The organism is Bradyrhizobium centrolobii (assembly GCF_001641635.1).
Classification (GTDB): Bacteria; Pseudomonadota; Alphaproteobacteria; order Rhizobiales; family Xanthobacteraceae; genus Bradyrhizobium; species Bradyrhizobium centrolobii.
In genome coordinates this window covers 84,066-96,413 of sequence record NZ_LUUB01000106.1, presented here as the reverse complement: position 1 = coordinate 96,413, position 12,348 = coordinate 84,066, and the positions used below count along the sequence as shown (strand labels likewise).

The following is a 12,348-nucleotide window of genomic DNA, read 5'->3' as shown; positions in this document are numbered from 1 at the left end:
CTCAGATTGATACGTTTGGTTTAAATTTGGCAACAGTGCCCAGCCCCTTCATTGCCCGGCCCCCTTCCATAATGTCATGTCAGCCATCAAATTCGGTAGTAATACGGGAGTTGCCGGTTCCTGCAGCAACCTGATTTGTGAAAAAAACATGAAACTGCGCCCACTATCAACCGGCCTCCTTGCGATCATGGCGGCGTTCGCCGGGCCGGATCATCTGCCGTTCGGAGGGCTGCCTGTCATGACCGGGAAAGCCAATGCGGACGAACGCGACAAGGCGCTGCGCGCGCCCACGGTCCCACCGGCCCGCGACCCTTCGGCAGCGGTCGCCGAGGAATACGAGTTCGCCCGTCGCAAGGGAACGGTGGAGGCATTCGAGCTCTTCATCGCGCGCCACGGCGATGATCCACTGGCCGAGAAGGCACGGGCCGAGTTGAAGCGCCTGGCCCGCTGATCCCGTAACGCAGCGCAGCAAAGCCGCGTCAGGCATCCCATTTTGGCAGGCGGCATCGGCGCCAGGGGCGACTTGCCGCATGAGCTTTCGGCACTATGGTAGGCGCGCGATCTGTCCCGGAGCCTTTCAAGATGCCCTTTCCGCACGCCTCGGAAGCCCTGTCACGTTTCACCGTGCTCGATCTGACCCGCGTCCGGTCCGGGCCCACCTGCGTGCGGCAGCTCGCGGACTGGGGCGCCAACGTCGTCAAGGTTGACGCGCTGACCGAGGATGCCGGCGGCGAGCAGCCCGGCGGGCCGCGCCGGGGCTCCGACTTCCAGAATTTGCACCGCAACAAGCGGGCCATGACGCTCAACCTGAAGGACGAGCGCGGGCTTGCGGTCTTCAAGCGGCTCGTGGCCAAAGCCGACGTCGTTGTCGAGAATTTCCGTCCCGACGTGAAGAAGAAGCTCGGGATCGACTATGAGGCCCTGCGCGCGATCAACCCGCGCCTCGTCTATGGCAGCATCTCCGGCTTCGGCCAGGACGGCCCCTATCACAAGCGGCCGGGCTTCGATCAGATCGCGCAGGGCATGGGCGGGCTGATGTCGATCACCGGTGCGCCCGGCGAGGGACCGATGCGGGTCGGCATTCCCGTCGCCGACCTCACGGCGGGCCTGTTCTGCGCGATCGGCATCCTCACCGCGCTGCTCGAACGCGATGTCTCGGGCCAGGGCCAGTGGGTGCAGACTTCGCTGTTGCAGGCGCAGATCTTCATGCTCGACTTCCAGGCCGCGCGCTGGCTCATGGAGAAGGAGGTCGCCAAGCAGGCCGGCAACAACCATCCGACCAGCATTCCGACCGGCGTGTTCAAGACCTCCGACGGCTACATCAACATCGCCACCACCGGCGGGCGGATCTGGGAGCGCTGCGCCCAGGCCGTCGGTGCGCCGGAGCTCGTCACCAATCCGGATTATGCGACCGCGCCGGCCCGCTCCAAGAACCGCGACGCACTCAACGCCGAGATCGAGAAGCACACCGTGACGAAGTCGACCGAGACCTGGGTCAGGGAGCTCAACGAGGCGGGCGTGCCCTGCGGACCGATCTACGCGATCGACCAGATGTTCGAGGACGCCCAGGTCCGGCATCTCGGTATCGCGCAGGACGTGCCGAATGACGAGGACCGCCACATCCGCCTGGTCGGCCAGCCCGTCACGCTGTCGCGGACGCCGAGCCAGATGGTGGCGCGGCCGCCGGAGTTCGGCGAGCATACCGAGGAAGTGCTGCGGGAATTTGGCCTGTCCGAACACGAGATCTTAGAACTGAGACAGGGCAAGGTGGTATAGCCGCCGGTTGAGTAAGAACGAGGCGCAACGAAGGCTGCAACGTTGGCGGCCATTCCGCTGCGGATGGCGCTTGTGACGCTGGCCGATCCTCGGCCAACACGGGGTTTGTCGATGAAGGGTATCATTCTGGCGGGCGGGACCGGTTCGCGGCTTTACCCGGTCACGGCCGTGGTCTCGAAGCAGCTTCTGCCGGTTTTCGACAAGCCGATGATTTATTACCCACTCACTGTGTTGATGCTGGCCGGCATTCGGGACATCCTCATCATTACCACCCTACCGGATCAGCCACTGTTCCAGCGGCTGCTCGGCGATGGCTCGGAGATCGGGCTGCGCTTCTCCTACGCGCACCAGGACGCCCCGCGCGGGCTCGCCGATGCCTTCATCGTCGGCCGCGACTTCGTCGGCACCGACGCCGTCGCGCTGGTCCTCGGCGACAACATCTTCTACGGTAACAAGCTGCAAGAGATCCTGGAACGCGCCGCGGCTCGCAAGAACGGGGCGACGATCTTCGGCTATGCCGTCACAACGCCCGAACAATATGGCATCGTCGAGCTGGACGCGAACGGTAAGGCGTTGTCGCTGCAGGAAAAGCCGGAGCGGCCTAAGTCCAACCTGGCGGTCACGGGGCTGTATTTCTACGACAATGACGTTCTCGATATCGCAGCGCGCGTCACCCCGTCCGCGCGCGGCGAGATCGAGATCACCGACATCAACAAGGCGTATCTGGAGCGTGGCGATCTGTATGTGGAGATGCTCGGCCGCGGCTTCGCCTGGCTCGACACCGGCACCCACGCTTCACTCGTGGAAGCCAGCCATTTCATCCAGATCTTGGAGCAGCGGCAGGGGTTGCGCATTGCCTGCCCTGAGGAGATCGCGCTACGGCTCGGCTACATCTCGATTGAATCCTTCGCGAAGCTGGCACAAAAGAACGCCAAAAGCAGCTACGGCGAGTATCTACTGTCGATCTATCGTTCCTTCCATGATGCGCTTTAAGGACCAAACCATCTTCGTCACCGGCGGCGCCGGCTTCATCGGCTCCGCGGTGATCCGTCATCTGCTGGCGGACACGGATGCGCGCGTCGTCAATATCGACAAGCTGACCTATGCCGCCAACCTCAACTCCTTGCCGGGCGCAGCGAGCAACGCGCGCTACGCCTTCGAGATGCAGTGCATCTGCCAGGCTCCCCACCTGCGTAGGCTCTTTGACACACATGAGCCTGATCTCGTGATGCATCTGGCGGCCGAAAGCCATGTCGACCGCTCCATCGATGGACCGGCCGAGTTCATCCATACCAACATCGTCGGTACCTTCACACTGCTCCAGGAATCCTTGCGCTATTGGCGCGGCCTGTCGCCACAGCGGCGGGCGCGTTTCCGGCTGCTCCATGTCTCCACCGACGAGGTGTTCGGCTCGCTCGGCGAGCAAGGCCTATTCACGGAGACAACACCCTACGCGCCCAACTCGCCCTACTCCGCGAGTAAGGCCTCGTCCGACCATCTTGTCCGCGCTTGGCGGGAGACCTACGACCTTCCGACTGTCCTGACGAACTGCTCCAACAACTATGGCCCGTATCATTTTCCGGAAAAGCTGATCCCGCACATGATTATCAAAGGATTGGCGCAGGAGTTATTGCCCGTGTACGGCGACGGGAAGAATATCCGCGACTGGCTGTACGTGGAGGATCATGCGAAGGCGCTCACCTTGGTGCTCGAGCACGGCCGCATCGGCGAGACGTACAACGTCGGGGGCCGCAACGAGCGCACCAATCTGCATGTGGTCGAGACCATCTGCGATCTGCTGGACCAGATCGCGCCGAGCCCACGCGGCCCACGCCGACAAATGATTTCTTTCGTCTCAGATCGACCCGGGCACGACCGGCGATATGCCATCGACGCCTCCAAAATTGAAGGCGAGCTAGGCTGGCGAGCGCTGGAGAACTTCGAGAGCGGTCTTGCGAAGACGGTCCGCTGGTTCTGCGACAACCGGCCATGGTGGCAGGCGATTGTCGACCGAGGCTATAACCGTTCGCGCATCGGGCTTAATCTCGGACCGTGAAGGCCTTTCCCTCATCATCCATTGTATCGAATGGATCGTAAGCCGCTTGGCGAGAACCGGCCTGAAAATCACGAAATCTCATGTCTACCGTGGCCTGAATTCGGCGAGCAGACGAACGAGGTGCTCGAAGAGTTTCAATGCGGACGAGATCGCTACGCTGAAGAAGGCCAAGGTCGTATGACCTCAAGTGACCTTGCAACTTATAGTTAACACTGAATAAACAGCACCAAAGCGTTGATTTATAAACGTATTCGAGCGACAGCCTAGAACCCGCCCGAGCAATTTCGGATCATGCCTCAGCCGGGGGCTGCAACCGTCCGACGCCGCTGAATAGCTTGTCGATCAGTGGCCAGAACAGCAGCACTATCGCAAGCGTCGTGATCGATCCGACCAGCCCGTTCGACCAGAACACCCTGAGGTCGCCGCCGGAGCCGATCATCGACAGGCGGAAGGCGTCCTCGGCGCGATTTCCGAGCACCAGCGCCAGCGTGAACGGCGCCAGCGGAATACTGATCTTCTTGAAGACGTAGCCGACCACACCGAAACCGAGCATCAGCCAGATGTCGAACATCGCGTTCTGGATCGCATAGGCGCCGATCGCGCAGGACACCACGATCATCGGCGCCACCGCGGCGAACGGCACACGCAGTATGGAGGCGAAGATCGGCACCGTCGTCAGCACCAGCACGAGGCCGACGACGTTGCCGAGATACATCGAGGCGATCAGGCCCCAGACGAAATCCTTGTGCTCGACGAACAGCAGCGGTCCCGGATTGAGCCCCCACACCATCAAGCCGCCGAGCAAGATCGCGGCGGTGCCGGAGCCGGGAATGCCGAGTGCCAGCATCGGCAGCAGCGCCGAGGTGCCGGAGGCATGCGCCGCCGTTTCCGGCGCGAACACGCCCTCGATGCGGCCCTTGCCGAAACTATCGGGATTCTTGGCGAAACGCTTGGCAAGGTTGTAGCCCATGAAGGACGCAGCGATCGCACCGCCCGGCGTGATGCCGAGCCAGCAGCCGATGAAGGACGAGCGCACCAGCGTCACCCAGTATCTCGGCAGGTCCCTCCACACGCTCAGCACCACGCGCAGCGAGATGCTCGCCGCATGGCCGAGCAGCGCCAGGCGCTCCTCCATCGTCAGCAGGATCTCGCTGATGCCAAACAGACCGATGACCGCGACGAGAAAGTTGATGCCGCGGAGCAACTCCGCCGAGCCGAAGGTCATGCGTAGCTGGCCCGACACCGTATCCATGCCGACGCCCGCGAGCAGGAGCCCCAGCGACATCGAGATGACGGTCTTGTGCTTGGCCTCGCGCCCGAGGCCGACGAAGGAGCAGAAGGTCAAAAGATACACCGCGAAGAACTCGGGCGGGCCGAACTTCAGCGCAAAGGACGAGATCATCGGCGCGAGGAACGTGATCAGGAGCACCGCGACCAGCGAACCGATGAAGGAGGACGTGAACGCCGCGGTCAGGGCCTCGGCCGCCCTGCCCTGCTGTGCCATCGGATAGCCGTCGAAGGTGGTCGCGACGGACCAGGCCTCGCCCGGTATGTTGAACAGGATCGAGGTGATCGCGCCGCCGAACAGCGCGCCCCAGTAGATGCAGGACAGCATCACGATGGCCGAGGTCGGGTCCATCGTGAAGGTGAGTGGCAGCAGGATCGCCACGCCGTTGGGTCCGCCGAGCCCCGGCAGCACGCCGACGAAGATGCCGAGCACGAGCCCGACCATCATCAGCACGAGCGTCTTGCCCGTGAGCAGAACGGCGAAGCCGTGAACCAAAAGACCAAAGGCTTCCATCGCGGACCCGCCTAGTAGCCGAAGGCCGCTTCGAGCGGCCCCTTCGGCATGATGACGTCGAAGGCGATGTCGAAGGTGACGAACATGATCGCCGTGAACAGGAAGGCGGTGAGCAGCGACTTCCACAGCGCGATCTTGCCGACGAGGCGCATGAAGCCTGCGATCAGGAGGAAGCTCGCGACGTAGAGGCCGAGGAACTGCGTCACCAGGCAGAACAGGAGCGTTGGCACGAACACCGCCATCACGCGGCGGGCCTGCGCGCGCGTGACGAAGGTCTCGGCAGGCGCCCGGCGCGAAAGCAGTGCGGCGATCAGGCCGTAGAGGCTGCCGCCACCGAGGATGAGGGAAAGATAGAACGGGAAATAGCCGGGCTCGGGCCCGGTCGAATCCCAGGAGATGCCGGTGCGCCAGTTGTCGTAGCCGAGCGTTGCGGCAAGCGCGAGCAGCAGGAGCGAGACGATGATCTCGATCGTGCCCGAGCTGACGACGGCGGGAGAGTCGTCCTCAGGCGCAGTCGGATCCTCGACGACGATTTCTAGATCGGTTTGGGACATGCTCTGCCAAGTCAAATTGCGCTGTCATCATCCGCGAAGGCGGATGATCCAGTACTCCGAGCAGAAGCCGTGATCGTTGAGCTCTGTGCAATACTGGATGCCCCGCCTTCGCGGGGCATGACGTGGAAGGTGTGACTACTTCGCGACGAATCCGGCTTCCGTCATCAGCGACTTGTTCAGCGCGTCGTCCTCCTCGAGGAATTTCACCATGTCCTTGCCAGTGAGGAAGATCGGCTTCAACGCCTGCTTCTCCATGTACTCCTTGTACTCCGGCGTCTGCGTCACCTTCTGGAACAGCTCGACATAGAACGCCTGCTGCTCCGGCGTGACCTTGCCCGGCAGGAACATCGCGCGCAGCATCAGATACTGGACGTCAACGCCCTCCTCCTTGCAGGTCGGGATGTCGGCCCAGGACTGCGTGTCGGTCACCTTGCTGGTGTAGGAGATGCGCTCCTTGTCGAATACGCAGAGCGGACGTACCTGGCCCGCGCGCCAGACTTCGAGATTTTCGGACGGGTTGTTGACGTTGGACTCGGTATGGTTGCCGACGAGCTGGGTCGCGGCCTCGCCGCCGGACTTGTAGGGCAGATAGGAAAATTTGGCGCCGGTCTTCTGCTCGAGGAACACGGTCAGCACGTGATCCTCGCGCTTGGAGCCGGTGCCGCCCATCTTGAACGGCGAGCTTGCCGTCTTCGCGGCCGCGACGAATTCCTTCACCGTCTTCGGACCGGCGCTGTTGTCCCACAGCACGAACTGGTCGAGCGCGATGACGGACACGGGGGTCAGCTCGCGCCAGTTGAAGGGAATCTTCGCCGACAGCGGCAGCATGTAGATCAGCGAATAGGCGATCAGCACCTTGTTCGGATCGCCCTCGCTGGACTTCATGTACATCAGCGCTTCCGCACCAGAGGCGCCGCCCTTGAGCGAGACCACCATCGGCTGCTTCATCAGGTTGTTCTTCTGGATCGCGGCCTGCATCATCCGCGCCATCTGATCGGAGGCGCCGCCCGCACCGGCCGCGACCACGATCTCGACCGGCTTGGTCGGCTCCCAGCCGGCGAAGGCCGGCGCGCTCAACAACAGGGCCGTCGCAGCGCCGACGGCCTTCACTGGAATTCGCACGAGTTTCGTCCCCTGTTTCTTATTGGCTTTGTGATGCCGGGAATTTATCGGCGCATTGTGCGGACTAATCCTGACGAGTTCAAGCAGGCGGGCATTCCGCCGCATATGACTTTCGGCTGACGGAAGGCGCGTAAGGCGCGCTACTTGCCCTTCCAGTTCGGCGTGCGCTTGTTGAGGAAGGCGTCCATACCCTCGCGGAAATCCTCGCTCATATAGGCCTTCAGGATCAGGTCCTCGCCCTCCTCGCGCGACAGCGTGCGGCGGATACGGCGCACCGCCTCCTTGGTCGCCTCCAGCGTGAGCGGCGCGTGGCTTGCGACGAGTTTTGCGGTCTCGTCGGCCCGGCGCTGAAGCGTCTCGACGTCAGGCACGACCTCGTTGAGCAGGCCGAGCGCCAGGGCCTCCGGCGCCTCGACCAGGCGCGCCTTGAAGATCAAGTCCTTGGTGCGGGCAGGCCCCACCAGCGAGACGACGCGGCTGATGTTCGACATCGACAGGCAGTTGCCGAGCGTGCGCGCGATCGGGAAGCCGATCCGGGTTGCCTCGGTGCCGATGCGGATGTCGCAGCAGGCCGCGATCCCCGCGCCGCCGCCGGTGCAGGCGCCGGCGATCGCCGCGATCACGGGCACGCGGCACTGCTCGAGCGTGCCGAGCACGCGGTCGATCCGCGCCTCGTAGTCGAGCGCGTCCTGCGCGGTCTTGAAGGCGCGGAACTGCGAGATGTCGGTGCCGGAGGCAAACGCCTTGTCGCCGGCGCCGGTCAGGATCAGCGCCTTGATCGAGCGGTCGGCGTTGATCTCCTGGCAGATCTCCGCCATGCGCTCGTACATGGCGAAGGTCAGCGCGTTGCGCGCCTGCGGTCGGTTGAAGGTGATCCGCGCGATGCCGTCCTGGACGGAGTAGAGCAGGTCTTCGTTAGCAGTCGCAGGTAGGTTCATCGCGCGCTCTCTTCAGTTCACTGGAGCATGATCCGGACCCGAAGGGCCGCGTTTGCGCAAAGTGTGCAGCGGCTTTCCGAAAAGATCACGCTCAAACAATAGACCTAAAGCGCGATGACTATTCATCGCGCTTTAGAGTGGTTCAGGCGACCTGAGCCTTGGCCATCGGCATCACGTCGCGTCCCTTCAGGACATCCATGGCGGCCAGCACGCCGCCGCTCCGGTGCGGGATCTTTGCAAGATCCAGGCCCATCTCGACGCCGGCCAGCGTGCCCATCAGCATCAGATCGTTGAAATGGCCGATATGACCGATGCGGAACACCTTGCCCTTGACCTTGTTCAGGCCGGTGCCGAGCGACATGTCGAAATTCTCCAGCACCACTTTGCGGAAATCGTCGGCGTCATGGCCTTCGGGCACGCGCACGCCGGTCAGCGCCGGCGAATGCGCGTTGGGATCGGCGCACTGCGTCTCCAGGCCCCAGACCTTGACCGCAGCGCGGGTCGCGGCGCTGTGGCGCTTGTGGCGGGCCCACACGTTCTCGAGCCCCTCCTCTTCCAGCATCTTGACGGCTTCGCGCAGGCCGAAGAGCAGGTTGGTGGCAGGCGTGTAGGGGAAGGTGCCGAGCTTGTTGAAGGTGATGACCTCCTGCCAGTCCCAATAGGAGCGCATGCCCTGATTGGCCTTCGCGGCCGCCAGCGCCTTCTCCGAAACGGCGTTGAAGCCGAGGCCCGGTGGCAGCATCAGGCCCTTCTGGGAGCCCGCGACCGAAACGTCGATGCCCCAGGCGTCGTGCTCATACTCCATCGAGCCGAGGCCGGAGATGGTGTCGACCATCAGCAGCGCCGGATGCTTCACCCGGTCGAGGATCTTGCGCACCTCGAGCGGCGGCGTCACGCAGCCGGTCGAGGTCTCGTTGTGCACGACGCAGACCGCCTTGATCGTGTGCTGCTTGTCGGCGGAAAGGCGCTTCTCGATCTCGGCGAGATCGGCGCCATGGCGCCAGTCGCTCGGGATGAAGTCGACGTCGAGCTTGAACTTGTCGGCAATGCCGCGCCACAGCACGGCGAACTGGCCGGTCTCGCACATCAGCACCTTGTCGCCGGGGGCAAGCACATTGACCATCGCCGCCTCCCAGGCGCCGGTCCCGGACGAGGGGAAGATGATCACCGGCTGCTCGGTCCGAAATACCCGCTGCATCGCGGCCAGGACGGCGAAACCGAGTTCGGCAAACTCCGGACCGCGATGGTCGAGCGTCGGCATGTCCATCGCCCGCAGCACCCGGTCGGGCACGTTGGTCGGTCCTGGAATCTGGAGAAAATGCCTTCCAGTATGCACGGTCATCGGCGTCCTTCCCGGTCTAGCCTTGGTTTTGGTGAGCCGCCGAATAGCACCATTTGACCGGCTTGTCCCGTCTCCAAAAGGCGCCTCCCATGCATGTCCGGCGGTCCTCGCGCCGGACACCATTCCCTACTCCGCAGCGACCACGTTTCCGGCCGGAATGCGCTCCTCGGCCTCCGTGAACGGGCGCTCCGGGTGCATCAGGAAGGCCGCGAAGCCGCCAAGCAGGAGCAGACCCATCGACATCAGGAACGGCAGGTACCAATTCCCGGTGGCATCGATCACGAATCCCGCGACCAGCGGGGAGACGATGGCGGCGAAGGCCGAACCCGTGTTCATCAGTCCCGACGCGGTCCCGGAATATTTCGGGGCGATGTCCATCGGGATCGACCACATCGGGCCGATCACCAGTTCGGCGCAGAAGAAGCCCGCCGACAGGCACAGCGCGACGACCGTGATGTCGTGGATGAACAGGATCGGCAGCAGCGACAACAGCGCCCCCGTAAATCCCGCAATGGTCACGCTCAGCCGTGCCAGGCGGACATTGCCGGTGCGATCGAGGATGCGGTCGGACAGCACGCCGCCCACGCTGTCGCCGACCACGCCCGCGAAGAAGACGCCGGAGGCGAACAGCGCCGAATTCTTGATGTCGAGATTGTAGCTGTTCTTGAAGAACAGCGGCAGCCAGTTGAGATAGAGCCACAGGCTCCAGCCGTAGCAGAAATAGGTCAGCGTCACCGGCCACATCCGGCCGAGCAGCGGGCCCCACGGCACGCGCGGCCGCTCGCCGGTGGGACGCGGCGGCAGCGCCGCGAGCTCCGCTTCCGTGATCGAGGCGTGGTCCTTCGGCTCGTTGCGGAAGTACCAGACCCAGATGAAGCCCCAGACGAGGCTGACGAAGCCGAGCACCACGAACGCCCCGCGCCAGGTCAGCCAAAGGATCAATAGCGCAACCACCGGCGGCGTCACCGCATTGCCGAGCCGGGCGAAGGAATGGGTGAGCCCTTGCGCGAAGCCGCGGCGGTTCGCGGGCGTCCAGTACTGCATCGCGCGCGTCGCGGTCGGAAAGGTCGCGCCCTCGCCGAAGCCGAGCGCGAAGCGCGCGACGAACAGCGCGGCGAGACCGTTCACGAAGCCGGTCGAGATGGTCGCCACCGCCCAGATCATCCCGCACCAGAACAGCGTCTTGCGCGGCCCGAAATGATCGCCGACCCAGCCGCCGATCACCTGAAACAGCAGATAAGGATAGGCGAAGGCGGAGAACACGAGGCCGAGCTGGGTGTTGGAAAGGCCGAGCTCCTTCTGGATCTCGCTGGCCGCGGTGCCGATGTTGACCCGGTCGACATAAGTGATGAAATACATCGCACAGAGCATTGCCAGCACGACATGCGTGGCCTTGAGCCGAACTCCCATCGCTAACCCCTCCCGCTGTTGTTCTGATTGTCTGTGCGCGCCGCGCCTTGTTAAGTGCTGACCGCCTTCAGATGCGGCGATGAATTGCCTGGCGTGCGCTGCTCCAGGAGCTTCATCGCGACCTCGACGCCGCCGGAGCGGTGCGGCACGCCGGCAACCGACAGTCCCATCTCCACGCCGGTGAGCGCGCCGAGCAGCGTCAGCGCGTTGCATTCGCCGAGATGGCCGATGCGGAAGACCTTGCCGGCGACCTTGGAGAGGCCTGAGCCAAGCGACATGTTGTAATTGTCGAGCACAACTTTCCGGAACTGGTCGGCATCATGCCCGGGCGGCATCAGCACCGCCGTCAGCACCGGCGAGAATTCCGCCGGCTCCTGGCACAGCACCTCGAGGCCCCAATGATTGACGGCAGCGCGCGTGGCCGCCGCAAGCCGCTGATGTCGTGCAAAGACGTTGTCGAGCCCCTCTTCGAGCAGCATCGCGATCGCTTCGCGCAAGCCGTAGAGCAGGTTCGTCGCCGGCGTGTAGGGGAAGAAGCCCTTTGCATTGGGCTTCAGCATCTCCTCCCAGTCGAAATAGGAGCGCGGCATCCTGTTGGTCTTCGACGCGGCGCGGGCCTTCTCCGACACCGCATTGAAGCCGAGGCCGGGCGGCAGCATGAAGCCCTTCTGCGAGCAGCTGACGCTGACGTCGACCTTCCATTCGTCGTGCCGGTAGTCGACCGAGCCGAGCGAGGAGATGGTGTCGACCATCAGCAGCGCCGGGTGGCCGGCGCGGTCGATCGCGGCGCGGATGTCGGCGATCCGGCTGGTCGCGCCGGTCGAGGTCTCGTTGTGCACGACCATCACCGCCTTGATCGCGCGTGCGCTGTCTGCCGCGAGCTTCGCCTCGATCTGGGCGGGGTCGGCGCCGCGACGCCAGTCGCCGGGAATGAAGTCGACCTCGATCCCGAAGCGTCCCGCCATCTGGCGCCATAGCGTGGCAAAATGGCCGGTTTCGACCATCAGCACCCTGTCGCCCGGCGAGAGCGTGTTGACGATCGCGGCCTCCCAGGCGCCGGTCACGGACGATGGGAAGATCACCACCGGGCCTGACGTCTGGAATATCTTCTGGCTGCCTTCGAGCACGGCCCGGCCAAGCTCGCCGAACTCGGCGCTGCGGTGGTCGATCACCGGCATGTCCATGGCGCGAAGGATGCGGTCGGGCACGGGGCTCGGACCCGGAATCTGGAGGAAATGACGTCCCTGATGCATGAAAACCTCCCTATCGGTGGGCTCTGGCCGGCTTCGTCAGTCATTTTGCATTCATTTTTTGTCCTTTCAATAGAATTTTGGTATGCGATTGTGAAC

Annotated in this window: 11 protein-coding genes; 4 read left to right on the top strand and 7 right to left on the bottom strand. The window is 63.7% G+C overall.

Annotation, left to right across the window (positions count from 1 at the left end; genetic code table 11):
- Window positions 1-76 precede the first annotated feature (76 nt).
- The 4 genes from AYJ54_RS38475 (at window position 77) to rfbB (ending at window position 3,832) form a co-directional block, all read left to right on the top strand.
- Entirely contained in the window at window positions 77-451 is a 375-nt protein-coding gene (locus AYJ54_RS38475) for a hypothetical protein (protein WP_430641460.1), read from the top strand.
- Between the two features lie 131 nt (window positions 452-582).
- The gene (locus AYJ54_RS38470) at window positions 583-1,776 is read left to right on the top strand and encodes a CaiB/BaiF CoA transferase family protein (RefSeq protein ID WP_063707819.1); all 1,194 of its coding nucleotides are present in this window, start codon (window positions 583-585) and stop codon (window positions 1,774-1,776) included.
- A 111-nt stretch (window positions 1,777-1,887) separates the two neighbouring features.
- A complete protein-coding gene (rfbA, locus tag AYJ54_RS38465; RefSeq protein ID WP_063707818.1) occupies window positions 1,888-2,769 on the top strand; it encodes a glucose-1-phosphate thymidylyltransferase RfbA in 882 nt (293 codons plus the stop codon).
- Complete coding sequence (rfbB, locus tag AYJ54_RS38460; protein WP_063707817.1) at window positions 2,759-3,832, top strand: dTDP-glucose 4,6-dehydratase; 1,074 nt, start codon at window positions 2,759-2,761, stop codon at window positions 3,830-3,832. Before rfbA ends, rfbB begins: the two co-directional genes overlap by 11 nt.
- A 289-nt stretch (window positions 3,833-4,121) precedes the next feature.
- Here the strand turns inward: rfbB and AYJ54_RS38455 are convergent, their stop codons facing one another.
- From AYJ54_RS38455 to AYJ54_RS38425, 7 genes are all read right to left on the bottom strand, one after another.
- A complete protein-coding gene (locus tag AYJ54_RS38455; RefSeq protein ID WP_063707597.1) occupies window positions 4,122-5,633 on the bottom strand; it encodes a tripartite tricarboxylate transporter permease in 1,512 nt (503 codons plus the stop codon).
- Window positions 5,634-5,644: 11 nt separating this feature from the next.
- Window positions 5,645-6,187: a tripartite tricarboxylate transporter TctB family protein gene (locus tag AYJ54_RS38450; protein WP_063707595.1), complete on the bottom strand. Its 543-nt coding sequence runs from the start codon at window positions 6,185-6,187 to the stop codon at window positions 5,645-5,647.
- 135 nt (window positions 6,188-6,322) lie between these two features.
- Complete coding sequence (locus tag AYJ54_RS38445; RefSeq protein WP_063707592.1) at window positions 6,323-7,309, bottom strand: Bug family tripartite tricarboxylate transporter substrate binding protein; 987 nt, start codon at window positions 7,307-7,309, stop codon at window positions 6,323-6,325.
- 140 nt (window positions 7,310-7,449) lie between these two features.
- Window positions 7,450-8,247, bottom strand: a complete 798-nt coding sequence (locus AYJ54_RS38440; protein ID WP_063707591.1) for an enoyl-CoA hydratase/isomerase family protein — start codon at window positions 8,245-8,247, stop codon at window positions 7,450-7,452.
- Window positions 8,248-8,389: 142 nt separating this feature from the next.
- On the bottom strand, window positions 8,390-9,589 hold the full coding sequence (locus AYJ54_RS38435; protein ID WP_063707589.1) for a pyridoxal-phosphate-dependent aminotransferase family protein: 1,200 nt from the start codon (window positions 9,587-9,589) through the stop codon (window positions 8,390-8,392).
- A gap of 126 nt (window positions 9,590-9,715) precedes the next feature.
- Complete coding sequence (locus tag AYJ54_RS38430; RefSeq protein ID WP_063707586.1) at window positions 9,716-10,999, bottom strand: MFS transporter; 1,284 nt, start codon at window positions 10,997-10,999, stop codon at window positions 9,716-9,718.
- A gap of 50 nt (window positions 11,000-11,049) precedes the next feature.
- A complete protein-coding gene (locus AYJ54_RS38425) occupies window positions 11,050-12,252 on the bottom strand; it encodes a pyridoxal-phosphate-dependent aminotransferase family protein (RefSeq protein WP_063707583.1) in 1,203 nt (400 codons plus the stop codon).
- Window positions 12,253-12,348 lie beyond the last annotated feature (96 nt).